The sequence below is a fragment of the Rheinheimera sp. MM224 genome, from assembly GCF_947090785.1.
Lineage (GTDB): Bacteria > Pseudomonadota > Gammaproteobacteria > Enterobacterales > Alteromonadaceae > Pararheinheimera.
The window spans coordinates 3,312,490-3,339,299 of the sequence record NZ_OX352320.1; the positions used below are offsets into that span (position 1 = coordinate 3,312,490).

Here is a 26,810-nt window from a genome sequence, read left to right on the forward strand (position 1 = left end):
TTATGCTTTGGATTGCAGGCAGTGCAGCAGCTTTTTATTGGTTTTTTTTAGGTCATTATGGTGTATTCGATCAGCAAGCTGTGTGGCAGCAACAGCCGCTTTTACCTGCGCAAGTACAACACAAACTAAAACAACAACTGGTGCCAGACGCTGTTTGGCAAGCTGTGCTAATCACAGATGCAAACTGCAGCTGCAGCTCTTTTGCCAAAGAGCATCTGCTGCGTATGCAGCAACGTCAGCCTGATTTAATGGTAAAAGAGCTGGAATTGGATGACGCCAAAGCACTGGGGCTGAATGTCATAGCCGCACCGTTATTACTGCTGTTTCAACATCAACAACTGCTTTACGCCGGGCCATTAGCAACAGATTTGATGTGCAGCGATAATGCCAGTCTGCTGGACGGTATTGTTAGCGGCACCACTCAATTACCCGGCTTTTGGTTGAATGGTGAAAGTACGGCCTGCCGATGCCTAACAACCCATTAATTTATTTGAGCGCGCCATCAGCCAGGAAACAACTTTACCTACAAAACAAACAAAACATTGTTGCAAATAGGTAAAATGATACGAAACCAGGGAAAAACCAAATAAAAAAGGAAAATAAGAAACAAAAACGTAAAATTAAATAAGCGGCTAATTGATTTGATTCAGTACTCAGCTGTATGATTTCAACGTCTTAACCTTCATTATTTAACTTACTACAAGGAAGTGTATAAATGTTACGTCTCACATCAGTGGCATGTGCTGTTGCTATTGTTTTATCAAGCCCTTTAGCTGCTTTTGAAATTCCGTTTTATCAACAAATCCCAGTTACCTCAATGCAAGTTGAAAGTCCGCAAGCATTAACGATTACGGAAGAAGCGACTGAACGTGAAGGTTTTTTACATCTGGCGGAAAACCTGACTTCAGCTGCGGATCTGACAGTTGCATACAGCCAGCATGGGCTTTCTTTGATCAGACAAACGGGAGACCAGTTTACACTGCTGAAAGAATACAGTCTTCAAGACTTAAACATAAGCAGTTTGCAGGACATAAACCTTAGTGCTGATGGTGCTACCTTATTTGCCTTTCAATACAATCAAGTAGTTGCTTACTCAGTAGCAACCGATGGCACACTGACAAAAGTAGCGTCAAAAAGTAGTTATTATTATGACCAGTATCGCATGGACGCAAACAGCAACTACATAGAAACTGACTATGGCTCTCCAGATTTGAATGTGTATGTTCATAGCTTCGATAAAGCAACCAATAGTTTCATCACCTTATCAACAACAACTCTATCCGGTAGTCCAAGATTTGCCTTCTATGATGAAACAAAAGCGCTATTAGTTGTTGGTTATTACGACTACAACCTGTCAGCTGATTTAGTGAGAACTTATAAAGCGGATTCGTCAGGACAACTGAGTCTGGTTTCTGAAATATCGGTCAATCAGGTTCCCTACCAGCAAAATGTGGTTTATGCAAAAGACTCGGGTAACCTTTTATTGATGGGATATTCCACCACCCAATTACATGTAGCCAATGACGGCACTTTGCAGCAAATAACCGCCAACGATTCTTTACTGCCTGCTAGCTACCACCAGAGCGCCATATTTTCCGGCAATACACTTTATGTTAATTACGGCAACAGCATACAAGCGCTGAGCTTCAGTGGCACGGACATTACTTCTGTAGATACCCTTACAGATGTATCCATCAAATCTGTAACGGCATTAAACGGCAGCTTTGCCAGCTTGCAAGAAAACAGTCTGAGTTTTTATCCACAAGGACTGAATAGTTCAGAAAAAATAACGCTTAAACGTGGTCAACAAAGTATGTCTTTACTGCCATTAGATATGAGCGTTGGCGATAGTATCATGTTGGGTGACAATTACTTTTTCAGGGCTACAACAGAAATAGCTGAATTATATAAAAAAGAAGCCGATGGTAAAATTAAATCATTGCAGTTCTTTGAAAATAACGAATTCTATCCGACAACAAATTACGCGTACCCACCTAGTGTCCATAAAAACGGCGAATCAACAGTTCTGGCCGTGCGTAACTCTAAAGTCCGTTTCTTTGCCTTTGATCAAAGCAGCGAAACTCTGACCCAAACGGCAGAAGTCGAATTAAACAGCAAGCTAAGTAGTATAAATCAACTTACTGACGTTGATTATGCTGAAGTCTTTGGCTCGTATTTGCTGATCAAAGCGCACAATAAGCTGCATCTGTTTGAACTTGGCGATAACACCTTAACTTATTTTGATACCGCTGCTGCGGGAGTTAATGAATTCACAGCATTACCCGATTTGGCATATACCGTTGAAATGAATGGTAGCTTGGTGGTGAACAACACCAATACAGGTACGGTGCAAGAATTAAGTGTCGTCAATAAAAAGTTGAAGCAACGTGACTTATTCGCTACGCCGCAACCGGGTTATGGCCTCACTCAATTAAAATATGTTTCTGGTCAGTTGCACATGCATATCAATTCAACTGTGTACGTCTATAAAGAAATGGATAGCCAGTTCAGATTGTTGTCACTTAATAACCTGCCTAATCAAAGCATTTATTATCTGGACGACAGGATGGTATTGATCCCTGAAAGCCAATACAGAGTAAAAATTGCCAAGCTGGATTTAGAGTCAGGCATTACTGAAGAACAGCAAACCATTGATTTTGATGGGTTTTCAAACTTACGCGATGCCTTTATGCTGGGCCAACATCTTTATCTGGAAGATAATACCAATCAACTTGCGCTAAAACGTTACTTGGTAAACAGAGCTCCGGATTTGACTGAAATCCCTGTCCCTATACAGTTGAACCAAGGTGTCGCTTACAGCACTGAATTAACAGCGCTGATCCAGGACGCGGACGCCAACGACACGCTGACCTTCTCTTTGGTCAATGCTGTCACAGGTATTACAGTGACTGAGCAAGGGACTCTGAATTACGATGGCAGCCCTTTATCTACAGGTGAAATTATCATCAGAGCGACAGATGATAAAGGTCTGTATTCCGACATTACCCTGTCATTTGAGCACAATAAAGCACCGTCGCTGGCTCAAGCCTGGGTTGCACCAGTGTTCAATCAGAACAAAGCTTTTGTACTGGATTTAAATGAATTCTTTGCTGACCCTGAAGGTTCGGTATTAACTTATGAAATCACGTCAACGGCAGACCTGACGGTATCCGCTAAGGGCATTGTCAGTGGCACTATAACAACAGGACAAGCTCACCAGTTAACTGTACTGGTAAAAGACAGCAAAGGAGCAACCAGCTCTCATACTCTGGATTTAACTGTGAATGCTGCGCCTGTATTAACAGGTTCTGCCAATCTGACGCTGTCTACTGATGAAACAGTGTCTATTAATCTGGCAACTTTGTTCAATGATGCAGAGGGACAGGCGATGAGTTTCAGCGCAAGCAATTTGCCTGCGGGTTTAACTTTATCTGGCAGCACTATTGCGGGTAAAGTTGCTAATGCAGGTAAGTTCAGTACATTGATCACAGCCACTGACAGTGCTGGCGCTTCGTCGCAAGCGACTTTAAACTTTGAGGCCACTCAGCCTAAAGGTTCAAGTGGTAGCTTTGGCTGGTATTCAGTCTTTGCTTTCATCGCATTAGCTCTGAGTCGTCGTTTCAGAAAAGCTTAATAACTTTATAAAATCAAAGGGCTTCAGCAGAGAACTTTGCTGAAGCCCTTTTTTATCTCCAGAGGATGCTAAATTAGCGCCTCGATGGCCAATGATGCACTGCAACAGAGAGCAACAGCAAAATCAGCAAAGCACTGAATTCAGCGCCGTTACGGCCAGGTCCTACGACAAACCAGCCGACTTTGGCGTGCAGAATGGCGATACCAGTCGCATAAATACCGACATAACCCAGACAAACCAAAGTGACATAACGGTTTAATGCCAAAAATAACGTGCCTATGATTTCAAAAGCTGTGATCGCAACCGCTATTAATACGCCCATAGGCCAGCCGTGATTATCTAACCACTGACCAAAGGGTTCAACACCTCCGGTTAAGGCTCTGTGCCAGCCATGCGCGCCTATCAATCCGGCTAACGCCAGTCTTAATGTGCCCCAGCCAAAAATTTGTTGTAATGACATTCACTATCCCTTTCTACGTCTTGTTTTGTTTACTTTGTTGTAATTGCTCTAATGCCAACAGAGCAGCCTCTGCCTGATGCACAGGCACAAGCAGATGATCATGGTAAGCACCGGCAAATACGTTACAGCTTAAACCTCTATCTGCTAAAGCTGTGGCAAAAGCTGCTGTTAAACCCACAGCTTCTAAATCTGAATGTACTGTCAGACTGATCCAACGCGCTCTGAATAAAATATCCAGTTGATAGTCTTCCGCCTGTTGTTCTGTCAGAACCAAAGTCAGGCCTTCTTTTTCTTTAAAAGTAGCCAGAGGCAAAGGCCCGTGCCAGCTCTTATTCAAAGGCCAAACGCAATAAACATAAGTCTGTGGTTGCAACTCTGGCTGCATAGTACTGATTAACTGATCCAGTGCTTTGATAGCAGCTGTCATTTCTTATCTCCTTTGAGCAGAGCCGTCTTCAGCTGTTAAAGACACAGGCAGCTGACCTGGGGCTTGAGTTTTTCCAAGTAAAAAGGCGATCACCGCATCATAAGCCGGGCCTGAAAATGGTCGCAGCGCTGTTTGAGGTTTCTGGTTATAGCTGTAGGTTGCCAGTCGTAAGTCTGCACTATCAGCAAAATCTGTCAGCTCATAAGGGGTGCGCAGCGATACCATCACCGTCTTTTTGCCTTGAACTTTAGCCTGTTGCAACAACTGAACTAACAACTGTTTTTGTTCTGCCACAGTGAGTTTCATGGTGGGCAAAGCCTGTAAGTCCGCCAATACACCCAATTCAGCAGCACTTTGGGCTGGCGAAATCAGCGACCCCAGCACCAAATCAGCCTGCTTAATGTGCTGCAACGCCAGATTTTGCTCTAAAGAGGTTAAATCGCTGCATGTGACTGACTGTGGCTTAACGCCCCATAAACCCAATGCCTGTAACCAGCTTTGGCATTTGGTTTGATCAGGGGCAATCAGGTGCAGCTTTAAAGCGGCTAAATTAAGCGGTAACTGTAATTTATTAGTGCCAACCAAAGTCAGGCTGGCTTCTGCAAGTTGTTGCTCCAGTTGCAAATCATCGGCTAAACGTTCGCTGTCCGGTAATACAAGCGCATGCTGTTCGGTCGAAAGCTGTTGACGTAAGCTGGTGATACGTTGGGCCGACTCTGCGACTTCATCGCCATTAAGCTTACCTTGTTGTACTGCCGCTACAACCTGATCAATCAGCACAGCCAACGCCTTAATATCAGCCGGAGTTTTCATCTCATAAGGCATCAACGCTATATCAGCACCAGCAGCAAAGGTTTGGATCACAGCTTCAGCAGGAGTAAAAAACTGGCTGATACCGGCCATATTCAGCGCATCGGTAATAATAATACCGTCAAAACCCATATCTTCCCGTAATAAGTCGGTCAGAATAGCGCGGGATAAAGTAGCGGGTTTGATCACTGCTTCGCCGGATTTAGTAGTCAAGCTGCTGTTATCCAGCGCCGGATACTGAATATGAGCCGTCATCACCATAGCGGGTTGATGCTGCTGAATTAGCTGCCGGAATGGATACAAGTCAACAGCTTCCACTGTGGCCCTATCATGTTCCACCAAAGGCAAACCAGTGTGACTATCAACATGAGTATCACCATGGCCAGGGAAATGTTTAATGGTGCCTAACACGCCCGCAGCCTGCATGGCACTTAGCATAGCACCTCCAGCCTGCGCTACTGCAGCAGCATTATCACCAAAAGAGCGGGCGTTGATCACAGGGTTGGCCGGATTGTTGTTTACATCCAGACTAGGAGCGAAGTTTAAGTTAATACCAAGCGATCTTAATTGCTGCGCTATAGCTTTACCGACATCCGCTGCATAACGATTGCCTGACGATGCCAAAGTGGCACCTATGGCCATATTGCCGGCAAAGGCAGGAAACTCCAGGGTTGGCAGGCGAGCCACACGGCCCCCTTCCTGGTCAATACCAATCAGCAAAGGCAACCCATCACTGCTGGCTTGCTGCAAATCAGCAGTTAAACGACGGATTTGGTTTTTATCTTTTAAGTTATTGGCAAATAAAATCACGCCGCCTAAATGCAGCTGTGTTATGGCGTCAGCAAATTCTTTGGGTAATTCAGTTAAGTCGGTTTTGCATTCAGCTGAGGAGCCTTCAGCACAAAAGTGTCGCAGGTCAATCATCAGTTTTTGTCCAATCTGACGGCGTAATTCCTGCTGATCTACTGATTTTTGTCCCATACAACCTCCTGCACCTAACGTCATTACAGCCAGCAGCAGTGCATATTGTTTCATCTTGTCACCACATCCTGAGTTTATGACGCCACTATATCAGGCAGGAGGATCAGGGCAAAGGCTCAGCTTTTAATACAAACTTCAGTAAAGTCAGTCAGATTGCCGCAAAACAGCCATTTCGCAGCAGAAAAAACAGATAAAAGTTTGCATAGGCCATAGCTTAGGCAGTTATAATCCCCCCAGTCTTTTGTTGTTTAGCCGTATCCGGACAGGTTGTTATGTATAAGCCCACACCATTGTTAAGCTATTTCTGGGGTTTGTTTAGTGGTTTGATTGTCTCCGCTTTTTTGTTTAATTCCCTGACTCAAACTGAAGTGAAGCCAGAAAAAACAACTGTCCAAACGGAACAAAAACAAAGTACAGCCAGCCCGGTTCGTGCTGCAGACGCTCCTGTTTTGACTTTAGCGGCCAGAGCCGAGTTATTACTGAAGTACTACACCATCAGAGATGGTGCAGAAGAAACTAACTTAGCGCCTTTATTGCAAAAAAATGGTCATCTGGAGATTTTTAAGCAGATGTTGCAGCAAAGCACAGCAGATGTCAGCGACCTGATCCAATCGACTCAATCTTTTACTGCGGCACAATTTTACGCTTCGCTAGTGCGTATTAAACAAAAAGATGAAGAGCAGCAAGCCAAAGCTCAGCTGGAATTATTAAAACCAGCTCAGGTCACAGCGCCAGTCAAAACACAACAAGCGCCGAACAACTGATCGGCGTTTTTTTAATAAGCGCAGTTATTCCGCCTGCATCTGCGCAATAAACTTATTCGAATCTGCTATCGCCTTGTTCATTTCACTGATCAAGCTGCTGACATCCTGCTGTAAACCGGCAAAATCAGTCTGAATAGAACCAATGGCTTTGGCGTTTAAGTTATGCTTTAAAAACAGTACATTGTCGTGCATGATTTTAAGCACAGGCTGCATTTTCTTTTCAGCGGAACGCATCTTTTTCAGCAGTACATCAAACTGCTTTTCTGTAGTCACCAGCTTTTGTTTGCTTTGAGCTTTTAAACTGGCGTTCTGGTATTGCTCCAGCTCATCCCGCCATTCATTAAACAACGCATCAGCTACTGATTCTACTTTGTTAATACGGCTGCTAACCAGTTCAGCCGCTTTGACGCTTTGCTGATACTCTGCATCCAGCTCTTCGTATTTAACCTGCAAATCACCGCCATGAAACTTCAGCAACTGACTGAGTTCGTCCAATGCATCTTTAAACTGTTGCTGCCCTTCAACCTGCGCATCACGGGCATCTTTTACCCGGTCAACCAGGATTTCACGTTTCTCCACACCAAACTTTTCCATAGTGGCGTAGTAAGCTTGCTGGCAACCGCTCAGACACAGGCTAAGCAGCAGTAATACTGAGATTTGACGCATCCGTTACTCCATTATTTCGCAGCCACATCAGTGCCTGTCGTGCTATTAAATTTTATACTAAAGAACTGATAGTACAGAGCTTAACTGCAAAATGCACCCTGACTTGCCTGGCTGACAACTGGCAGGCAAAACTCTGCCACCAGCTCACCACTTGGCAAATAACCGGCACGTTTAAAACCTACTTTAGACATTTTTCTGAGAAATTGCGTTTATTTACAAACCTTAACCAACTTTTCCTTACCCAACTTTACCCAACATACACAGATCTAAACCTGTTTTGGTCGGTCCTTTGCAACCATATTTGGGCGATCAATTCCGATCGCGTCAAATGGAGAGCATGAATGAGCATTCAATTCTCTACCCAAAGTGCATACAGCACGGGGTATGCCACAAGGCCGCAACTCAGTAAGGAACAACTGACTGAAGCTGCGGGTAATTTGTTCGGTAAATTAGACAGTCAAAATAAAGGCTATTTAGAGCAAAGTGACTTTTCGGGCCTGTTGAGCGGTCTGCAAAACGACGAAGCCAGCACAAAAAGTGAGGAGTTGTTTAGCTCACTGGATTCAGACAAGGATGGCCAACTGACCAGTTCTGAGTTCAGTGATAATTTCAGCAACTTACTGTACAGCGCTCAGGGCACTATGGGTCCGATGGGGTCCAGACCAGCTCCACCCCAGGATAGCGGCAAATCAAAAGACGAGCTGACCGCTTTGCTGGAAGAGCTGGAACAGGACGATGAAAAGTCCACTGAAGGTCTGCAATCCTTGTTGGACAACTTTGATACTGCCGACGCGGACGGTGATGGCAAAGTGACGATGCAGGAGGTCATGGCTTACAGGCAAAGTACTGAACAGAACTCTGATACAGCCTCAACTCAGAGTATGCCTCCACCGCCTCCTGGTGCTATGGACGGTCCTAAACAAGATAGTGGAATAACAGCTGAAGAGCTTACAGCCCTGCTGGAATCGTCTGGCGAAACGGACTCAGATATGGCTGCCAATATACAGTCACTGATCGATAACTTTGACAGTGCCGACAGCGATGGTGATGGCAAAGTGACGATGCAGGAAGCTAAAAGTTTCAGAGAAAGCCAGCAGACTGAGTCGTCGTCTTTAGCCAGCAAGGTCAGCACGGGTTCAGACCAGAGCGAAAGTATCAGCAAGTTACTGAGTCGCACTATGCAACAGCTGATGGACACTTATGGTGGCATGGCCAAAGCAAATTATCCGTCTGGCTCAGCAGTAAATATTAGGGCCTGAAAAGAAGCAGCGGATAAAAGAGTATAAAATTCAGGAGTTTCGGGGCGTCCGGCAGGGATGCTGCCCCCATTTATAAAATAAATCAAAAAAAATTGTCACAGTTTTAGTGGTCATAGTGTCTTTGTAATAACGCAAGTTACTGCAACAAAAAACAAAGGATTTAACTATGAAATCAACAACTGTTTCTGCTTCTACCCAGTTCCATATAGCCGCCACTATCAGTGCTGCCGTTGCTTTTAATATGGTCTGTAGTTACAGCTCTGGCTGGTTTATGCCACTGGTCTGTTATCTGCTGGCGATGGCGGCTTTATTTAGTTTGATCCAGCGCTTTGGCCCATTAAGCAAAGCGCAAAAAACCGGCTTATGGCTGGTACAACTGGCGGCAACACCAGCATTCGTTGCCGCGTTATGGTTCAGCGGTAAACTGAATTCTATGTTCTAAGCACTCACTGTTTTACTTAGAGAAAAGCGCTTAATGCCGCTTCCAGCTCTGTTAAAGACTGTACTTCCAGATCTGCCGTGATACCTGCTGGTAAAGTTGCACTAAAGCGATTAAGCCAGCAGGTATAAAAACCGGCTTGTTTACCCCCACCAATATCAGCTATTGGGTTATCGCCCACCATCAGCACGCTGGCCGGATCAGGCAAACCCATTAGCTCTTTGGCATGTGTAAATATCTGTGGATGAGGTTTAGCAGCCCCTACCTGCTCAGAAATCACCAGAATATCAAAGTGATTGTGTAAGCCAGTGCGCTCTAAACGGATTTGCTGTAAGTCGGTAAAGCCGTTAGTGATAATGCCTAATTTGGCTTTACCTTGCAGAGCATTGAGTAAACTGACAGCACCAGGCAAAGGTGTACAGACCTCTGCCATGGCTTGTAAAAAGCCGGCATTAAGCACTGAAGGCGCAACATTCAGCTGTTCGCCCCAATAGCTAAAACGCTGTTCCTGCAACTGTTTTGCACCGATTTCGCCGCTTTGGTATTGCAGCCAGAGTGGCTGATTGAGTGCCTGATAGACGTCGTACTGCTCAAGCGTAAAATCCACACCATAACCTTTAAACATCAGCTGTAAGCCAGCGTAGGCATCAAAATGAAACAAGGTTTCGTCGGCGTCGAATAAAATCCAGTTAAAAGCTTTCACGTTCTTTCTCTTCAAATGTGGAGTAGAGGAAACCTAAGATTTGCGGGTCAGAGCTGATAGCTCTGACCCGGGAGGTTAACTGTCAGATGAACCGTTGACTATCTCGGCTATCTCTTCCAAACGGCGCAGCGCCAGGTAGTTGATAGTGCGTTTTGGATACTGGCCTTTGCTGTTACGCTCACCAGCCGGCATATCCATTAACAGTTCCAGCGCTTCATCTACACCTTTGACCACATAAATATGGAACTGGCCCTGCTCTACCGCTTTGATCACTTCGTCATTCAGCACCAGATTCAACTGGTTGCTGGCAGGAATAATACAACCTTGTTTACCTGTTAAACCACGAGACTCACACAGGCGGAAGAAACCTTCAATTTTTTCGTTGACGCCACCAATGGCCTGCACCTGACCATGCTGGTTAATAGAACCAGTCACCGCCAGACTTTGAGTAATAGGAATATCGGCTATGCCTGAAATCAGCGCACAGACCTCAGCCAGCGATGCGCTATCACCATCTATTAAGCCGTAGGATTGTTCCATCGCTATATTGGCCGATAAGGTCAGCGGGAAATGCTGGGCGTATTTAGCACCTAAGTAACCTGTCAGAAGCATCACACCTTTGGAGTGAATGGATTTACCCAGTTCTACTTCACGCTCAATATCAACCACACCAGTGGAACCAGCGAAGACTGTAGTACTGATACGGGCTGGCGTACCAAAAGCAGTATCACCAATTTCAAGCACTGTTAAACCGTTAATTTTGCCAACAGCCCAGTCGTCTGTGTCTATTAAAATCTGGCCTTCCTGAATATCTTCCAAAAAGGATTCACTGATACGGCCTGTGCGGTATTGTTTGCCTTCCAGCGCCATTTGCACATGCTCTGCGCGCAGTTCAGACGAGTCATGCTGAGCAGCGTAAAAACAAGCTTCGCGCACCAGCTCCAGCACTTCAGCAAAACGGGCAGAGAGTTTGCGCTGATGTTCGGCCTGACGGAAACTGAAATTCAGCAACTGCTTTAAACCGCAGGCGGACAAGGTTTCCATATCCATTTGCTGAATTTGATCCTGAATTTGCAGCGACATATAACGCACTGTTTGCTCGTTAAACGGCAAATAATGCTCAAAGTCAGCTAAAACACGGAATAGTTCGTTAAATTCATCGTCCACGTCCTGCACCAGATAATACAAATCCCGGGATCCAAGCAGCACTATTTTTACACTGAGTGGTATCGCCTTAGGAGTAATAATGGTGGAGTTGGTGACTGCATGATCGCTTAGCGTATCAATCAGTATCTCACCGGTTTTCAGCGCCAGTTTCAGCGCATCCCACAGGCTTGGCTGTGACAATAAACGATCGGCATCGAGCACCAGATAACCGCCATTGGCTTTATGCAAAGCACCAGGGCGGATCATGCGGTAATTGGTATACAAGGAGCCTTGCATTGAGCTGTATTCAACCCGGCCAAATAAATTGCCGTAGCTTGGATTCGGCTCAAAAATGATAGGAGCGCCGTCCATCAATTCGTGATGCATCAGCACATTAGGCACAAAGTCGCCGACAAAGATGCTACGGATATCCAGCTCTTCCAGCTTATCGCTTTCGGCTTCTTCAGGCAGCAGTTCCAGCATGGCTTTGACTAAAGCGGGTTTCATTTCACGCAGATAACGTAATACACCCAGCTCACCTGAATAGTCGTGTTCCAACTGCTTCAGCAATGGCTTAATGGCTTGTTCAATAGTCTCACGACGCAGCGCCCGCAGGTTTTCCGACAGTTCACGTTTCCACTGCGGTAATTCCAGCAACTGCTCGTTCAAAATGGTTTCAAGCTCTGAGACTAGATCGTAGAAAAACTGGCGTTTTTCTTCCGATAAATTAGCAAATTCATTGTCATCCAACGCCTTGCCATCTACCACTGGCGAAAAGCTGACTGCACCATTTTCTTCGTACAGCACCACTTGCTGCTCTAAGGCTTTGCGTTCCACTAACTCTATAGCGGCTTCGTATTTATCATCAAATTCCTGATGAATGGCTTTTTTCTTACGTTGATAACCCGGGTTATCAAAAGCTGCCGGGAAAGTATCGAGTAGCTCATCAATTAAGGCTTCGACCTTTTTCACCAACACTTTGCCTTCACCTGGCACTAAACGTAAGGTGCCCGGAATACGCTCATCGTCAAAGTTATTGATATAACACCAGTCGTCCGGCGTGGCTTTTTCGCTGGCGGCTTGCTGCAGAATGTCCTGCACTAAGGTGTAGCGGCCTAAAGCTGGCTCGCCCATCACATAGAGGTTATAACCCGGCATATCCATGCCGATAGCAAAATTTAATGCCGCCTTTGCTCTGTCCTGGCCAATAAAAGTGCTGGATAAACCTGTGACATCCAGCGCTTGCTGGATCAGGTTTTTATCAAGTTGTGGGCCTAAATGTTCGGCGGTTAAAGCATATTTATGGCTGTTGTGCGTCATGCAACCTGCTCAGTGTTGAAAGATGAAAACTACAATTTCCGTCATCTTAACAAATCATTGAATAAAATGAAGGTTTTAAACAGGTAATCCATGACGGCTAAAGTGCGTGCCCCCACAATAAACACAGACGCTTAATTCAGCCGGATGATAAAAGGCCTGCTGTTGCTGACACTGCTGGCATTGATACAGCCCCATACCCACTTCTTCACCTTGTAGATACGTACCCTGATGTTCCAAATCCTGCATCAGTTCCTGCCATTCAATCTGGGTTTTGTCGGTAATAAGTGAAAGTTCATACCATAGAGTTTCAGGCCAAAGGGATGGCGCTTGCTCTGCTTCTGTGGCCTGACGTTTAAAGGTTTCGATAAAAAGCTGAGTTTCATAAGCCGTCAGCTCTTTACCTGCTTTGACATAAGCTTTGACTGTGTCGGCAAAGTCCACCAGATTATCCAGTTGCTGCTGCCGCCCCTCTTTGAACATAGTGGCTAACTCATTGAGCCAATTCTGATATTTATCTTTAAATTCGGACATAAGACCTCCTTACTGCTTTTCTTCAGTATAGTCGGCTAAAAACGAACAACTGAGTTTTAAACCTGTAGCCCGGCTTTTTAGTCGCAAGGCTATTGCGGCTTTTTGCTCTGAAGCTCAGTCTGCAGACAGAACTATAAAAGGGGTTGTTGATGAAACTTTATTTTGCGTTTACCGCTTTTGCTTTGTTATTCGGTGCTGCTAATGCGGCAGAGTACTTTCCACCTGCAGGTCAATGGCAACAAAAACCAGCCGCCGAATTAAAAGTGGATGCTGTCTTGCTGCAACAAGCTGTGGATTACGCCATAAAATCCGAAAACAAAGCAGACCCGGATCAGGCCATTAATCAGGCAACCACTTTTGGTGCCAAAGAGCCTTATGATCAGATTATTGGCCCGATGAAAACCCGCGCTCCTGCCAATGGCATCATTATTTACAAAGGCACAGTGATAGCACAGTGGGGTGATACACAGGCTGTAGATATGACCCACAGCATCACCAAAACTTTTTTAACCACTGTGACAGGCCTGGCGTTGCAACAAAGCTTAATTCATAACCTGCAGGATAAAGTAGATAGCTACATGCCACATGGTGTGGATTTATATCAGGGTGACCACAACAGTCAAATTCGCTGGGATCACCTGCTGCGTCAAACCAGTGACTGGCAAGGTACCTTATGGGGTAAACCCGACTGGGCCGACCGACCTGAAGGCAAAACACCGGCAGACTGGCCAAAACGGCCGTTACGCACTCCTGGTAGCCATTACAAATACAATGATGTACGGGTCAACCTGCTGGCGTTATCCACCTTGTATGTCTGGCGTAAACCTTTACCCCAAGTGCTGAATGAACAGATCATGACACCTATTGGCGCTTCGTCCACCTGGCGCTGGTATGGCTACGACAATAGCTGGATTGAGCTGGATGGCCAGAAAATGCAGTCCGTATCAGGTGGCGGTCATTGGGGCGGCGGTATGTTTATTAATGCCTGGGATTTAGCCCGTTTTGGTTATCTATTTTTACGGGATGGTCAATGGCAGGACAAGCAACTGATCAGCAAAGAATGGATCCGGCTTGCCAGTACAGGCGGCTCAGCCAATGCTGAATATGGCTTTGCCAACTGGTTTTTAAACCCAGGCCGTAAAGCTCTGCCGAACGCTCCTGAAACAGCTGTTACTTTTCAGGGAGCAGGCCGCAATATTATTTACATAGATAAAGAAAACGATCTGCTGATGGTCGCACGCTGGATAGGCAATGGCGATGAGCTGAATCAACTGGTGAGTAAGGTTTTAGCTGCGTTACCCAATTAAACTCTGAAGCTAGCGCTGGTCTGCCAGCGCTAGCTTCACGCCCAAAGCGACAAATAAAGCACCAATACTCTTATTCAGCCAATGTGCAACCAGCGGGCTTACTTTCATTTTTTTCCGGCAAGGCCAGCACTGACAGCTAAAAACACACACCAGAGCATGCCATTCAGATTAAAAATAAAACCCAGAATGACAAAAGCTAAAGCTTTGTTGGCCGCATCCACAGCAATAAACTGCGGTACAAAAGCTAAGAAAAACAGCGCCACTTTCGGATTCAGCACATTAGTGACAAAGCCCTGCAGGAAAATACTACGAAAGGAAGCAGCTGAAACCTGTTGTGCAACAACGCCATGTTCAGGACGTTTTGCCAACAACATTTTCACCCCGAGATAAACTAAATAGGCAGCACCAGCCAGCTTCACCAGCGTAAAGGCCGTTGCAGAAGTAGCCAGCAAAGCGGAGACCCCCAAAGCAGCGGCAAAAATATGTACACAAACACCAGTGCCAATACCTGCAACTGCGACCAAACCAGCACGCCAGCCCTGACTGGCACTGCGGCTGACAATCAGCACTGTATCCGGTCCTGGTGAAATATTCAGCAGCAAGCCAGAAATGATAAACAACATCAGATTTTCAATACCAAACACAAGCTATTCCTTGATGAAACCCGCATCTTCAATTCACCACTTTATGCAGCAGGAGTAACGCAGACAAGAGCACCTGAACAAAATAAAACAAAGCAAGGATTGTCCCTTGTTGCAGTTGTTGCCGACCCCTCGCTTGCGGTATGCTAGCGGCAATTTTTCCCGCCGGTTTCATCGGTCTGGTTTTGACTTCACGTTGGAAGGTTTTTAATGCACGAACAATATAACCCGCAGTTGATTGAACAGCAGCTGCAAAAGGAATGGGAACAAACAAACGCTTTTAAAGTAGTAGAAGATACTTCGAAAGAAAAATACTACTGTCTCTCCATGTTCCCCTACCCAAGTGGCCGTTTACATATGGGCCACGTGCGTAACTACACCATAGGTGATGTGATCAGCCGCTTCCAGCGTATGCAGGGCAAAAACGTGATGCAACCTATGGGTTGGGATGCTTTTGGTTTACCGGCAGAAAACGCTGCTATTGCCAATAAAACAGCACCAGCCAAATGGACTTACGCCAATATCGACTATATGAAAGGCCAGCTGAAACGCTTAGGTTTTGGTTACGACTGGGACCGCGAAGTCGCGACCTGTAAGCCTGAATACTACAAGTGGGAACAATGGTTTTTCACCAAGCTGTTTGAAAAAGGCTTAGTCTTCAAAAAAATGGCAACGGTCAACTGGGACCCTGTGGATCAGTGCGTTTTAGCCAACGAGCAAGTGATTGACGGCCGTGGCTGGCGTTCAGGTGCCCTGGTAGAGCAGCGCGAACTGGCACAGTGGTTTATTAAAATCACTGACTACGCTGAAGAGTTGTTACAAGACTTAGACCAGTTAGACGACTGGCCTGAGCAAGTAAAAACCATGCAGAAAAACTGGATCGGCCGCTCAGAAGGTGTGGAGATCGAGTTTAAAGTGGCAAATTCAGAGCAGACGATGTCGGTCTACACCACTCGCCCTGATACTTTATACGGCGTCACTTACGTAGCCGTTGCCGCTCAGCATCCATTAGCCCAGCAAGCTGCCGTCAATAATCCTGAATTACAGGCCTTTATTGACGACTGCAAAGGCGGCAAAATGGCCGAAGCCGATATGGCGACCATGGAGAAAAAAGGCGCACCAACAGGTTTGTTCGCTATTCACCCTTTAACAGGCGAACAAGTACCGGTGTGGGTTGCTAACTTTGTACTGATGCATTACGGCTCAGGCGCAGTGATGGCCGTACCTGGTCACGATCAACGCGATTATGAATTTGCCACTAAATACGGTCTGGCGATTAAACAAGTAGTTCAGCCAGAAGCTGGCAGTGCTGCAGTGTGCGATTTAAGCACTGCTGCCTTTACTGAAAAAGGTGTGCTGGTTAATTCAGCCGAATTTAACGGTTTAGATTTTGCCACAGCTTTTAAAGCTATTTCCGACAAATTAGCCGCTATGGGCATTGGTCAAGTCAAAGTGAATTACCGTTTACGTGACTGGGGTGTATCCCGTCAACGTTATTGGGGTTCACCTATTCCAATGCTGACGCTGGAAGATGGTACGCAAGTGCCAGTACCAGAAGATATGCTGCCGGTACGTCTACCTGAAGATGTGGTAATGAATGGCGTAACCTCGCCTATCAAAGCAGATCCAGAGTGGGCAAAGACCACTTACAACGGTCAGGCCGCTTTCCATGAAACCGATACCTTCGACACCTTTATGGAATCGAGCTGGTACTATGCCCGTTACTGCAGCCCGGATCATGACAAAGCCATGCTGGACCCGGCCAAAGCCAACTACTGGCTGCCGGTCGATCAATACATTGGTGGTATTGAACACGCTATTCTGCATTTATTGTATGCCCGTTTCTTCCACAAACTGTTACGTGACGTAGGTTTAGTCCAATGCGACGAGCCGTTTAAGCGTTTATTGTGCCAGGGCATGGTATTGGCTGAAACCTTCTACCGTGAAACTGAAAACGGCGGTAAAGAGTGGTTCTCGCCTGCTGATGTGGCGACAGAACGTGATGATAAAGGCCGTATTACAGCATCTGTTTTAAAAGCAGATGGCAAGCCAGTGTTGTCCGCTGGCATGAGCAAAATGTCCAAATCGAAAAACAACGGTATTGACCCGCAATTGGTAATAGACCAGTACGGCGCCGATACAGTGCGTTTATTTATGATGTTTACCGCGCCACCAGAACAAACTCTGGAATGGCAGGATTCAGCGGTAGAAGGCGCAAACCGTTTCTTGCGCCGGATCTGGACTTTAGCAGCTGAACATAAAGATTTATTCACTACAGCTGTGACAGCTGTTGAGTTAAATTCCGATCAAAAAGCTTTGCGCCGCGATATTCATAAAACCATCGCCAAAGTGTCGGACGATATAGGCCGTCGTAACGTATTCAACACTGCTATTGCTGCCATTATGGAGCTGGCGAACAAGGTGCAAAGAGCTCCTGTGGATACAGACGCTGACAAACAAGTGAAACGTGAAGGGATCCAGACCTTAATTCAGTTACTGAACCCAATCACTCCTCACTTGTCGCAGTACCTGTGGAAAGAGTTAGGTTTTACTACGTCACTGGAACAAAGCCCATGGCCAGTCGCTGATGCAGCTGCTATGGTGGAAGATGAAAAACTGGTGGTGGTACAAATTAACGGTAAAGTCCGCGCTAAAGTGACTGTCTCAGCTGATGCGACTGAACAACAGGTGCTGGAACTTGCTCATGCTGAAGAAAACGTTCAGCGTTTCCTTGAAGGCGTCACTATTCGTAAAGTGATTTATGTTCCAGGTAAACTGCTGAGTCTGGCCGTAGGATAAAATGAAAAAACACTCCGTATGGACAGGGCTGCTGCTTGCAAGCAGCCTGCTTCTGACCAGCTGCGGCTTCCATTTGCGTGGCAGCCTGCCGCTGGAGCGTTATCCGGCTATTTTTGTTGATGCAAAAAAGCATTCTGAACTGGCAAGCTTGTTATCGCAGCAACTCACCAGCAATGAAGTAAAATTGCTGACCGAACTGGATCCCAAAGCACCAGCCCTGATGTTGCAGCAGGATAGTCTGGAACGCCGGACTTTATCTTTATTCCCCAATGGTCAGGTGGCGGAATACGAGCTGATTTATCGGGTGAAGTATCAGTTACTGCTGCCGGGTCAGGATATTCAGGAGTTTCAGTTTGAACTGACCCGTGACTATCAGGACGATCCAAACCTTGCGCTTGCCAAAGCCAAAGAGCTGGATTTGTTATTGCAGGAACTGAGAAATCAGGCCGCCAGCCGCATAATCCGCCAGTTAAACCGGATCCGCTAATGCTGAAACTGTATAGCAATCAGCTTGCTGCACAGTTACAAAAAAACCTGGCACCTGTGTATCTGGTGTTTGGTGAAGAGCCGCTGCAAAAGCAGGAAAGCATTGATTTAATTCGAGCTGCTGCAAAAAAGCACGGCTTTGATGAACGGCAAAGTTACAGCTGGGACAATAGTTTCAGCTGGAACGACTTTCTGATGGAATTAAATAACTTATCTTTATTTTCGCCCCGTCGTGTGTTTGAGCTGGAACTACCGGCGAAGTTGCCGACAGGCGCAAGCGACTTATTAAAACAACTGCCTTCTTTAGTGCATCCGGATTTAATTCTGGTGTTACATGCCGCCAAAAATGCCAATGATTATGCAAAATCCGCCTGGTTTAAAACTTTAGCGGAACAAGCAGTACAAGTGCAGTTTTATCCGCTGGACGATCAGCAATTTCAGCGTTGGTTACAGCAACGTGCCTCTGCACTTAAGCTGCATTTAACCCCAGATGCCATTACCTTAATGCAGCATCACTGTGCCGGTAATTTATTGGCAGCAGCACAGGAACTGGAAAAACTGGGGTTAAGTCTGGTCAGTGGTTCTGTCGATGCTGAACTTCTGGAACAGCATTTAGCCGACCAGTCGCACTTTTCAGTGTTTCAATTGGTAGATGCTTTGCTGTCAGGTCAAGGTAACGAAGCTTTGCACCGGCTTGACCGTTTATTACAGCAGGACACAGAGCCTGTGATTATTGCCTGGCAGTTGCAAAAAGAAGTCACTACGTTGATGCAAATGCATTTGGCACAACAGCAAGGTAAACCGCTGGCAGATTTTTTCAAAAAGAATGCGATTTGGCCTAAACGCCAGCCTATGTATCAGACCGCTGTGTCGCGTTTACCTGCCAAATGGCTGGGTTATGTACAACAGGAACTGGCCGCCTTTGATCGCGCTTTTAAATCCGGCGCTTTAAGCTGCCCTGAACTGGCTTTGGCGCATTTAGTCAGTTTATTGGTCAGCCCTGTCTCCAAAGTATTTTCATTGCAGCAACGTTATGCCGACTTCACGCCCTGATCGTGCTTTTGCCGTATTTGGCGGCACTTTTGACCCCATACATCTGGCGCATGTAGCCTGCGCACAGTACGTGTTAACACATTGTGCTGTGCGTGAAGTGCAACTAATGCCCTGCCACCTTCCCGCTCATCGCGCCAGTCCGGGCGTTAGTGCAAAACACAGAGCTGCGATGGTACAAATCGCAATTGAGCATATTCAGGGTGTGTCTCTTCAGCCACTGGAGCTGAATAAACATAGCCCTTCGTACACTGTCGATAGTTTGCGTTTACTGCGTGAACAGTATCCACGTGGCGGCTTGTTATTCGTGATGGGTATGGATTCATTGGCTTATTTTAAACAATGGCATCAGTGGCAGAGCATTTTGCAGCTGGCGCATCTGGTGGTCTGTCAAAGACCCGGCAGTACAGCCGAAGATGGTGATTGTCCGGTGCTGCTGCAGCAATTCGGCACAAACTCTCTGCAAGATCTGCATTTACTGGACTCTGGTAAAATTATGCTGCTGGATAACCCTCCTTTAGATCTGAGCGCAACCCGGGTTCGGGCCTTACTGGAAAAAAACCAGCAAAGCAGCGAACTAAATCAGCTGATACCAGCCGAAGTGCTGCAGTATATAAAAACAGAAAGGCTGTACAGCGGCATATAAGATCAAAACAAAAAGTGTTAACATGTCGCGTTTTTAGATCCCGGAGTTAAAAGTGCAAGCACAAGAGTTATTAGCCTTCGTCCTCGACAAGCTGGACGACATGAAAGCCAAGGATATCGTCAGTCTGGATGTCAGAGAAAAATCCAATGTGACAGATTCCATGGTGATCTGCTCAGGCACCTCAAACCGTCATACCCGTTCTATCGCCGATCATCTGGCCAAAGAAGCTAAAAAAGCTGGCATCAGTGTGTTAGGTATTGAAGGTTCTGGTTCAGGTGAATGGGTACTGATTGATTTGGGTGAAGTCATTGCCCATGTTATGCAGGAAGAAAGCCGCAGTTTTTACCAGTTAGAGAAACTCTGGAGCGTTTAACGGCATGAAGTTAATGCTGATTGCAGTCGGCACCAAAATGCCTGATTGGGTCACTACGGCTTATGAAGAATATGCCCGTCGTTTTCCGCGTGATTTACCACTGGACTTGATTGAAATTCCGGCTGGTAAACGCGGGAAAAATGCGGACATTAAACGTATTCTGGAAACCGAAGGCGAAAAAATGCTGGCCGCTGTGCCCAAAGGCGCCCGCATTATTACGCTGGAGGTGGAAGGTGCCAACTGGAGTAGTCCACAACTGGCACAAAAACTGACCCAATGGCAAATGGATGGTCGTGATGTCTGTTTATTGGTGGGCGGTCCTGAAGGCCTAGCTCCAGCTTGCATAGCTGCGAGTGAAGGCAAATGGTCGTTATCAGCTCTGACCATGCCACACCCTATGGTTCGGGTGGTATTGGCAGAAAGCTTGTACCGCGCCTGGAGCATTAGTACGAATCACCCTTACCATCGCGAATGACCATGATGAAGCAGCTCCCATCCATTCAAACAGGCGCCACACAAAACCAGCTATTTCATCAAAAGGCCTGGTTTGATTTTGCTAAGGCACTGATTTGTGGGAGTATCAACACCACCCCGCTCTCTCTTTATGTAACCGCGAATAACCATGATTAAAAAACGCCCGTCCATTCAGGATCCAGCAGCCGAAAGCCAGATGTTTAATCAAAGGGCTTTGTTTGGTTTTGCCGTAGTACTGATTTGTTTTTGTGTGGTGGTATTTAATCAATACAAGTTACAGGTGGTAATGCACGAGCACTATATGACCCGTGCAGATGGTAACCGCATTAAACTTATTCCACAGCCGCCAAATCGCGGCTTGATTTATGACCGCAACGGCATTTTATTAGCGGAAAACCGCCCTATTCATTCAGTTGAACTTATTCCAGAACAAGTAAAAAACATTCCTGAAACTCTGGCTGAGATTGCCCGCCTGATTGAAATTACACCAGAGCGCCAGCAGGAATTTTTAAAAGAAGTGAAGTACCACAGACGTTTTGTCAGCATAGCCGTTAAAGAGCATCTGACCGAGCAGGAAGTGGCTATTATTGCGGTGAATCAACACAGACTAACTGGCGTTACTTTAGAAGCGCGTTTAACCCGGCATTATCCTTTTGGCGAGTTGTTCACTCATGCTTTAGGTTATATCGGCAAGATTAATGCTAAAGAACTGGCAAAGCTGGAGGAAGAAGGCGTCAGCGCTAATTATGCGGCCAGCCGGGATATAGGCAAAATTGGTCTTGAGCGTTTTTACGAAAGCCAGTTGCATGGCCAGGTGGGTTTTGAGCAGGTGGAAGTGAATAACAGAGGCAGGGTGATCCGTATTCTGGACTCTAAACCTGCCACTTCAGGCGATGATTTAATCTTGTCTATCGATATGAGCCTGCAGTTAAAAGCTCAGGAGCTGATTGGCGAAAACCGTGGCGCTATAGTAGCCATGGACCCACGTGATGGTGCTGTTTTAGCCTTTTACAGTAATCCAAGCTATGACCCGAATTTATTTGTACACGGCATCAGCGGTAAAAACTACCGTGAACTGCTGAATTCCCCTGACCGTCCACTGGTAAACCGTGTCACTCAGGGGGTGTATCCACCGGCTTCTACTATTAAGCCTCATATGGCTGTACTGGGACTAGAAAACGGCACTGTGACAGAACAAACCCGTATAGCGGATCCTGGCTTTTATAAATTACCTAATTACAGTCGGGCTTATCGCGACCACATTAAATGGGGTCATGGCTGGGTTGATGTCTACACTGCAATTACTAAAAGCTGTGACACTTATTTTTATGATTTAGCAGTGAAACTCGGTATAGATCGAATTTATGACTACATGAAAAAGTTTGGCTTTGGCTCCCGCACAGGCATAGATGTGATGGAAGAGAGCGCAGGTCTGATGCCATCTAAAGAATGGAAAAGAGCCAGACACAAACAAAGCTGGTATCCAGGCGATACGGTGTCCTTGGGTATAGGCCAAAGTTACTGGAGCGTAACTCCTATGCAACTTGCGTTGTCAACTGCGATTCTGGTGAACGATGGTCAACGACCTACACCGCATATGGGTCGTTACTTCCGCAGCCAGGGCCAGGACACTAGTCTGATAGCACCGTTGCAAACCGCGATGGAAGTGAAAGATCACAATAACTGGCGTATTGCCAAAGAAGCTATGCGCCAGACCGTTATGGTTCAGGGTGGTACAGGTTTTAATGCCTTTAAAGGCATCAGTTACAGCGCTGCTGGTAAATCAGGTACAGCTCAGGTCATTAATATGGCTGCCAACCAAAAGTACAATGCAAATGCTATTAAAGAAATCCACCGGGATAATGCGATGTTTATCGCTTACGCTCCGGCAGAAAACCCAAGCATTCTGGTGACTGTAGCTTTAGAAAACGCCGGTGGCGGTGGTGCCAACGCTGGTCCTATAGCCCGTAAAATGATGGACCACTACTTTACCCGTCAAAGTGCTGCGGGAGCACAACCATGAGCTTACAAAAAGATCTGAACTACAAGGCTGCAGAACCCAAAAGCCATCTTGATGGACCTCTCTTTATGTTTACCCGTCAAAGCGCTGCGGGAGCACAACCATGAGCTTACAAAAAGATCTGAACTACAAGGCTGCAGAACCCAAAAGCCATCTTGATGGACCTCTCTTTATGTTTACCCGTCAAAGCGCTGCGGGAGCACAACCATGAGCTTACAAAAAGATCTGAACTACAAGGCTGCAGAACCCAAAAGCCATCTTGATGGACCTCTCTTTATGTTTACCCGTCAAAGTGCGGCAGGAGCTCAACCATGACCTTGCTAAAAGATCCGAGCCATAAAGGTTTTTTGGCTAAATTACATTTGGACGGTCCATTGTTTGCTGGCCTGCTGGCCTTGTGCTGCACAGGTCTTTTTGTACTCTACAGTGCAAGCGGTCAGCATTGGGACATGATGGCTGCACACAGCACCCGTTTACTTATTGCCTTTGGTGCCATGTTATTACTGGCTCAGGTGAAACCTCAGACCTTTAGCTTTTGGGCCGTACCGTTGTTTTTAGCGGGTACAGCTATGCTGGTGATGGTGCTGGCATTTGGTCATATAGGCAAAGGCGCACAACGTTGGCTGGACTTAGGTTTTATGAAGTTTCAGCCTTCAGAAGTGATGAAACTGGCTGTGCCTATGGCTGTCGCCTGGTATGTATCTTCTCACCCTTTGCCATTGAAGTTTAAGCACTTGATTATTGGTTTTATCATGTGCGCCATCCCTACTGTGCTGATACAACAACAACCGGATTTAGGCACCTCAATTCTGATTTTTGTCGCCGGGGTTTTTGTGCTTTTTTTAGGTGGTATGAGCTGGCGAATTATTACCGCCATCGCCATGATTATTCCGGTAGCGTCTTATACGATGTGGTTGTTTTTTATGCACGACTACCAAAAGCGCCGGGTACTGACTTTTTTAAATCCTGAGAGTGACCCGCTTGGCTCGGGTTATCATATTATTCAGTCAAAAATTGCCATAGGTTCAGGTGGTTTTGAAGGTAAAGGCTGGATGCATGGCACCCAGTCACAGCTGGAGTTTTTACCTGAACGTCATACTGACTTTATATTTTCGGTGTTCAGTGAAGAGCTGGGCATGATAGGTGTGTTATTTTTGCTGGCCTTGTATGCCTTTATTATTGCCCGTGGTTTGATTATCGCCAGCCGTGCACAGGACAACTTCAGTAAACTGCTGGCAGGCAGCATTACTCTGACATTCTTTGTCTACGTGTTCGTTAACATTGGTATGGTATCAGGCTTGTTACCAGTGGTCGGCGTGCCTCTGCCTTTGATTAGCTACGGTGGGACATCCATGGTTACACTGATGGCTGGTTTTGGTATTCTAATGTCAATCAGCACCCATAAACGACTTTTAGCTCAGCAGTAGAAAGAATCAATGATAAAAAAAATAAGCGCTTTATGTTGTACTCTGATGCTGGCTTCCTGTTCACAAACACCAGAGCCAAAATCAGCAGCCACTGAAACCAGCCCTGGTTGGGAAGAGCCAAACAAAGGCCGTTACTCACAAGCAACAGACAGTCACCCGACTCGTCTGCCGACCTTGTTGGAGATGACCGATCCAGAACCCCGTGCAGAAGCCTTAAGCCGCGGTGGTAATAAACCTTATAATATTTATGGCGTGGACTATTCACCCCGTACCGACCTGATGGAATACAAAGAAAGTGGCATTGCCTCCTGGTATGGTCATAAGTTTCATGGTCATCTGACCTCCAATGGTGAAACTTATAATGTATTTGCCATGTCTGCTGCACATAAAACCTTGCCTTTACCGTCTTATGTCAGGGTCACCAACCTCGACAACGGTAAATCCGCCGTGGTACGGGTGAACGATCGTGGCCCTTTTCATAACGACAGAGTGATCGACTTATCTTATTCTGCCGCTTATAAAATTGGCATGATGGGCAAAGGTACAGCCCGTGTTCAGGTGGAACTGTTAGCCTCGCCAGCCATGACCAGTCAGGAAAGTTATGCCATGGGTTTAGGCAGCAGAGGTAATCAGTTTGAAGAAACGACCATAGCCTCTAACCCGGCAGGACCTAGACCAGGTAGTGTTGCAGCCCCTGTTGCAGCTGTGGCTTCTGCACCAGTACGCTCAGCTCCAGCGGCGGCAGTATCTGCCCCTGTATCCACTGCCAGCAAAGTGACAGGCTGTTTTATTCAACTGGTCGCCAGCAGTAACAGAGAAAAACTACAAAAGCTAGGTGCAGATCTGCAGCAGCAATGGTCAGTCTCTACACAAATTAATGATGGCAACGGAATTTTCCGGTTATTGGCAGGTCCAATGCCATCAGCGGCCGAAGCGAACAGCTGGCTGGAACGTTTTAAAAGTGCCGATTATCCGTCGGCTTATATTACAGATAAAAAAAGCTGTGGTTAAAACCACGGTTGATTTCGTTTAAGAATGAACACAGCTCAACAACATAAGAAAGGTCTCATGAATACGTACTCCAGAATTTTTATTGCTTGCTCCTTTGGTGTTGCCAGTTTTTTAGCAGCCGGACAAACAGCCCCACTAACCGCAGCGCAAATGACGCCGCAACCGCCCGAAGTGAATGCCAAAGGCTACATTCTGATTGATTACCATACAGGTGCAGTGCTGGCCGAAGGTAATGCGGATGAGCCACTGGCTCCTGCCAGTCTGACCAAAATGATGACCAGCTACATCATTGGTACAGAAATCAAAAACGGCACCATTAAGCCAACAGATCCTGTAACTATTACTGAGAACGCCTGGGCTAAACAGTATTCAGACTCTTCAAAAATGTTTATCGAAGTGGGTGAAACCATCAGCGTTGAAGAATTAAACCGTGGCATTATTATTCAATCAGGCAACGACGCTTGTGTGGCTATGGCCGAACATATAGCGGGCACTGAAGGCGCCTTTGTTGAACTGATGAACGCCCATGCCGTACGTTTAGGCATGGACAATACCAATTTTGCCAACGCCCATGGTTTGCCGGATGAAAGCCAGCGCACCACAGCTCGTGATATGTCGAAATTATCGGTTGCCCTTATTCGCGACACACCGGACGAATATAAAATTTACTCAGAAAAAGAGTATGTATTTAACGGCATCAAACAATACAACCGTAACGGCTTATTGTGGGATAAAAGCCTGAATGTAGATGGTATCAAAACAGGCCATACCTCAGAAGCGGGCTACAGCCTGATCACTTCTGCAACCAAAGACGATATGCGCTTAATCTCTGTGGTCATGGGCACAGACAGCGCAAAAATCCGTGAAGCAGAAAACAAAAAGTTATTGACCTATGGCTTTCGCTTTTTCGAAACGTTTTCTCCGTATAAAGCAGGTGAAAAGTTTGCTGAACAACGTGTATGGCAAGGCACTAAAGAAATCATCACGTTAGGTGTACTGGCAGAAACCCCTATTACCCTGCAACGTAATCAACGTAAAGATTTAAAAGCCGACTTTAAATTGAATCAGGAATTAATTGCCCCCATATCTAAGGGTCAGGTACTGGGTACTGTTTACCTAAAGTTAGGTGACAAAGATATCGCCGAATTTCCTTTAGTAGCTCTGGAAGATATCGAGCAAGCAGGTTTATTCAGCCGCTTAGTCGATATGGTGAAAATGCGCTTCCAGTAATGAAAAGTACAGCCTATATCCAAATTAATTGGAGTTGCAGCGCGACGGCAAGTCCTTGAGACCCCATGAGCATAGTAGTCCTATGTGATTGGGGCGAAAGTGCGAAGCCAACAAAGCAGCAGCTTCAAGTAAGAAGGATATAAAACAGTCCCGGCAAAGCTGGGACTTTTTGTTAAAATAGATCAAGATTATTTTTGTGAGCAGAA

24 protein-coding genes are annotated in these 26,810 nt (G+C 46.1%); 16 read left to right on the top strand and 8 right to left on the bottom strand.

The features are described 5' to 3' along the window. Positions 1 to 2 precede the first annotated feature (2 nt). Both OM978_RS15645 and OM978_RS15650 read left to right on the top strand, forming a co-directional pair. On the top strand, positions 3 to 485 hold the full coding sequence (locus OM978_RS15645) for a DUF6436 domain-containing protein (RefSeq protein WP_264343207.1): 483 nt from the start codon (positions 3 to 5) through the stop codon (positions 483 to 485). A gap of 230 nt (positions 486 to 715) precedes the next feature. Continuing rightward, positions 716 to 3,634 carry a putative Ig domain-containing protein gene (locus OM978_RS15650; protein ID WP_264343208.1) on the top strand — a complete coding sequence of 973 codons (2,919 nt, stop codon included), beginning with the start codon at positions 716 to 718 and terminating at the stop codon, positions 3,632 to 3,634. A 73-nt stretch (positions 3,635 to 3,707) separates the two neighbouring features. Here OM978_RS15650 and OM978_RS15655 read toward each other — a convergent pair whose 3' ends face one another. Genes OM978_RS15655 through OM978_RS15665 form a run of 3 tightly spaced genes read right to left on the bottom strand, consistent with a single transcriptional unit; the run spans position 3,708 to position 6,366 of the window. Beyond that, positions 3,708 to 4,094: a DoxX family protein gene (locus OM978_RS15655; RefSeq protein ID WP_264343209.1), complete on the bottom strand. Its 387-nt coding sequence runs from the start codon at positions 4,092 to 4,094 to the stop codon at positions 3,708 to 3,710. 13 nt (positions 4,095 to 4,107) lie between these two features. Continuing rightward, complete coding sequence (locus OM978_RS15660; RefSeq protein WP_264343210.1) at positions 4,108 to 4,521, bottom strand: ACT domain-containing protein; 414 nt, start codon at positions 4,519 to 4,521, stop codon at positions 4,108 to 4,110. Between the two features lie 3 nt (positions 4,522 to 4,524). Next, a complete protein-coding gene (locus OM978_RS15665; protein ID WP_264343211.1) occupies positions 4,525 to 6,366 on the bottom strand; it encodes a glycoside hydrolase family 3 protein in 1,842 nt (613 codons plus the stop codon). A 218-nt stretch (positions 6,367 to 6,584) separates the two neighbouring features. On the opposite strand from OM978_RS15665, the gene OM978_RS15670 reads away from it, so the two are divergent. Further along, positions 6,585 to 7,076, top strand: a complete 492-nt coding sequence (locus OM978_RS15670) for a hypothetical protein (RefSeq protein WP_264343213.1) — start codon at positions 6,585 to 6,587, stop codon at positions 7,074 to 7,076. A 24-nt stretch (positions 7,077 to 7,100) separates the two neighbouring features. Here OM978_RS15670 and OM978_RS15675 read toward each other — a convergent pair whose 3' ends face one another. Further along, positions 7,101 to 7,742 (bottom strand): DUF2959 domain-containing protein, encoded by a 642-nt coding sequence (locus OM978_RS15675; RefSeq protein ID WP_264343214.1) that lies wholly within the window; start codon positions 7,740 to 7,742, stop codon positions 7,101 to 7,103. A 341-nt stretch (positions 7,743 to 8,083) separates the two neighbouring features. On the opposite strand from OM978_RS15675, the gene OM978_RS15680 reads away from it, so the two are divergent. After that, the gene (locus OM978_RS15680) at positions 8,084 to 9,001 is read left to right on the top strand and encodes an EF-hand domain-containing protein (RefSeq protein WP_264343215.1); all 918 of its coding nucleotides are present in this window, start codon (positions 8,084 to 8,086) and stop codon (positions 8,999 to 9,001) included. A gap of 166 nt (positions 9,002 to 9,167) precedes the next feature. Beyond that, entirely contained in the window at positions 9,168 to 9,443 is a 276-nt protein-coding gene (locus OM978_RS15685) for a hypothetical protein (protein ID WP_264343216.1), read from the top strand. 16 nt (positions 9,444 to 9,459) lie between these two features. Here the strand turns inward: OM978_RS15685 and yjjG are convergent, their stop codons facing one another. The 3 genes from yjjG to OM978_RS15700 form a co-directional block, all read right to left on the bottom strand. Next, positions 9,460 to 10,143 carry a pyrimidine 5'-nucleotidase gene (gene yjjG / locus OM978_RS15690; RefSeq protein WP_264343218.1) on the bottom strand — a complete coding sequence of 228 codons (684 nt, stop codon included), beginning with the start codon at positions 10,141 to 10,143 and terminating at the stop codon, positions 9,460 to 9,462. Positions 10,144 to 10,218: 75 nt separating this feature from the next. Then, on the bottom strand, positions 10,219 to 12,609 hold the full coding sequence (locus OM978_RS15695; protein WP_264343220.1) for a Lon protease family protein: 2,391 nt from the start codon (positions 12,607 to 12,609) through the stop codon (positions 10,219 to 10,221). A 75-nt stretch (positions 12,610 to 12,684) separates the two neighbouring features. Beyond that, positions 12,685 to 13,140, bottom strand: a complete 456-nt coding sequence (locus OM978_RS15700; RefSeq protein ID WP_264343221.1) for a zinc ribbon-containing protein — start codon at positions 13,138 to 13,140, stop codon at positions 12,685 to 12,687. A 149-nt stretch (positions 13,141 to 13,289) separates the two neighbouring features. Between OM978_RS15700 and OM978_RS15705 the strand changes: the two genes are divergently transcribed. Further along, positions 13,290 to 14,447, top strand: a complete 1,158-nt coding sequence (locus OM978_RS15705; RefSeq protein WP_264343223.1) for a serine hydrolase domain-containing protein — start codon at positions 13,290 to 13,292, stop codon at positions 14,445 to 14,447. A 104-nt stretch (positions 14,448 to 14,551) separates the two neighbouring features. Here the strand turns inward: OM978_RS15705 and OM978_RS15710 are convergent, their stop codons facing one another. Further along, a complete protein-coding gene (locus tag OM978_RS15710) occupies positions 14,552 to 15,091 on the bottom strand; it encodes a LysE family translocator (protein WP_264343224.1) in 540 nt (179 codons plus the stop codon). Between the two features lie 207 nt (positions 15,092 to 15,298). Between OM978_RS15710 and leuS the strand changes: the two genes are divergently transcribed. From leuS to OM978_RS15765, 10 genes are all read left to right on the top strand, one after another. Next, entirely contained in the window at positions 15,299 to 17,887 is a 2,589-nt protein-coding gene (gene leuS / locus OM978_RS15715; RefSeq protein ID WP_264343226.1) for a leucine--tRNA ligase, read from the top strand. A 1-nt stretch (position 17,888) separates the two neighbouring features. Beyond that, positions 17,889 to 18,374, top strand: coding sequence for an LPS assembly lipoprotein LptE (gene lptE / locus OM978_RS15720; protein ID WP_264343228.1), 486 nt, complete (start codon positions 17,889 to 17,891; stop codon positions 18,372 to 18,374). Continuing rightward, positions 18,374 to 19,426 carry a DNA polymerase III subunit delta gene (gene holA, locus OM978_RS15725; RefSeq protein WP_264343229.1) on the top strand — a complete coding sequence of 351 codons (1,053 nt, stop codon included), beginning with the start codon at positions 18,374 to 18,376 and terminating at the stop codon, positions 19,424 to 19,426. Before lptE ends, holA begins: the two co-directional genes overlap by 1 nt. Next, positions 19,407 to 20,069 (top strand): nicotinate-nucleotide adenylyltransferase, encoded by a 663-nt coding sequence (gene nadD, locus OM978_RS15730; protein WP_264343230.1) that lies wholly within the window; start codon positions 19,407 to 19,409, stop codon positions 20,067 to 20,069. Before holA ends, nadD begins: the two co-directional genes overlap by 20 nt. Before the next feature lie 52 nt (positions 20,070 to 20,121). Continuing rightward, positions 20,122 to 20,442 (top strand): ribosome silencing factor, encoded by a 321-nt coding sequence (gene rsfS, locus OM978_RS15735; RefSeq protein WP_127686933.1) that lies wholly within the window; start codon positions 20,122 to 20,124, stop codon positions 20,440 to 20,442. 4 nt (positions 20,443 to 20,446) lie between these two features. Further along, on the top strand, positions 20,447 to 20,917 hold the full coding sequence (gene rlmH, locus OM978_RS15740) for a 23S rRNA (pseudouridine(1915)-N(3))-methyltransferase RlmH (RefSeq protein ID WP_008900365.1): 471 nt from the start codon (positions 20,447 to 20,449) through the stop codon (positions 20,915 to 20,917). Positions 20,918 to 21,064: 147 nt separating this feature from the next. After that, complete coding sequence (gene mrdA, locus OM978_RS15745) at positions 21,065 to 22,939, top strand: penicillin-binding protein 2 (protein ID WP_264343232.1); 1,875 nt, start codon at positions 21,065 to 21,067, stop codon at positions 22,937 to 22,939. A gap of 308 nt (positions 22,940 to 23,247) precedes the next feature. Beyond that, positions 23,248 to 24,363, top strand: coding sequence for a rod shape-determining protein RodA (gene rodA / locus OM978_RS15750; RefSeq protein ID WP_264343233.1), 1,116 nt, complete (start codon positions 23,248 to 23,250; stop codon positions 24,361 to 24,363). Between the two features lie 9 nt (positions 24,364 to 24,372). Continuing rightward, entirely contained in the window at positions 24,373 to 25,374 is a 1,002-nt protein-coding gene (locus OM978_RS21465) for a septal ring lytic transglycosylase RlpA family protein (RefSeq protein WP_319633878.1), read from the top strand. 57 nt (positions 25,375 to 25,431) lie between these two features. Further along, complete coding sequence (locus tag OM978_RS15765) at positions 25,432 to 26,604, top strand: D-alanyl-D-alanine carboxypeptidase family protein (RefSeq protein ID WP_264343234.1); 1,173 nt, start codon at positions 25,432 to 25,434, stop codon at positions 26,602 to 26,604. The last annotated feature ends 206 nt before the right edge of the window (positions 26,605 to 26,810 follow it).

Coding starts and splice junctions, on each gene's coding strand:
- holA (WP_264343229.1), top strand. CDS start 18,374: ATGCTGAAACTGTATAGCAATCAGCTTGCTGCACAGTTACAAAAAAAC.
- nadD (WP_264343230.1), top strand. CDS start 19,407: ATGCCGACTTCACGCCCTGATCGTGCTTTTGCCGTATTTGGCGGCACT.
- OM978_RS15645 (WP_264343207.1), top strand. CDS start 3: ATGCTTTGGATTGCAGGCAGTGCAGCAGCTTTTTATTGGTTTTTTTTA.
- OM978_RS15765 (WP_264343234.1), top strand. CDS start 25,432: ATGAATACGTACTCCAGAATTTTTATTGCTTGCTCCTTTGGTGTTGCC.
- OM978_RS15695 (WP_264343220.1), bottom strand. CDS start 12,609: ATGACGCACAACAGCCATAAATATGCTTTAACCGCCGAACATTTAGGC.
- lptE (WP_264343228.1), top strand. CDS start 17,889: ATGAAAAAACACTCCGTATGGACAGGGCTGCTGCTTGCAAGCAGCCTG.
- OM978_RS15675 (WP_264343214.1), bottom strand. CDS start 7,742: ATGCGTCAAATCTCAGTATTACTGCTGCTTAGCCTGTGTCTGAGCGGT.
- OM978_RS15655 (WP_264343209.1), bottom strand. CDS start 4,094: ATGTCATTACAACAAATTTTTGGCTGGGGCACATTAAGACTGGCGTTA.
- OM978_RS15700 (WP_264343221.1), bottom strand. CDS start 13,140: ATGTCCGAATTTAAAGATAAATATCAGAATTGGCTCAATGAGTTAGCC.
- OM978_RS15670 (WP_264343213.1), top strand. CDS start 6,585: ATGTATAAGCCCACACCATTGTTAAGCTATTTCTGGGGTTTGTTTAGT.
- rodA (WP_264343233.1), top strand. CDS start 23,248: ATGACCTTGCTAAAAGATCCGAGCCATAAAGGTTTTTTGGCTAAATTA.
- leuS (WP_264343226.1), top strand. CDS start 15,299: ATGCACGAACAATATAACCCGCAGTTGATTGAACAGCAGCTGCAAAAG.
- OM978_RS15665 (WP_264343211.1), bottom strand. CDS start 6,366: ATGAAACAATATGCACTGCTGCTGGCTGTAATGACGTTAGGTGCAGGA.
- rlmH (WP_008900365.1), top strand. CDS start 20,447: ATGAAGTTAATGCTGATTGCAGTCGGCACCAAAATGCCTGATTGGGTC.
- OM978_RS15685 (WP_264343216.1), top strand. CDS start 9,168: ATGAAATCAACAACTGTTTCTGCTTCTACCCAGTTCCATATAGCCGCC.
- OM978_RS15660 (WP_264343210.1), bottom strand. CDS start 4,521: ATGACAGCTGCTATCAAAGCACTGGATCAGTTAATCAGTACTATGCAG.
- OM978_RS15705 (WP_264343223.1), top strand. CDS start 13,290: ATGAAACTTTATTTTGCGTTTACCGCTTTTGCTTTGTTATTCGGTGCT.
- OM978_RS21465 (WP_319633878.1), top strand. CDS start 24,373: ATGATAAAAAAAATAAGCGCTTTATGTTGTACTCTGATGCTGGCTTCC.
- mrdA (WP_264343232.1), top strand. CDS start 21,065: ATGATTAAAAAACGCCCGTCCATTCAGGATCCAGCAGCCGAAAGCCAG.
- OM978_RS15680 (WP_264343215.1), top strand. CDS start 8,084: ATGAGCATTCAATTCTCTACCCAAAGTGCATACAGCACGGGGTATGCC.
- OM978_RS15650 (WP_264343208.1), top strand. CDS start 716: ATGTTACGTCTCACATCAGTGGCATGTGCTGTTGCTATTGTTTTATCA.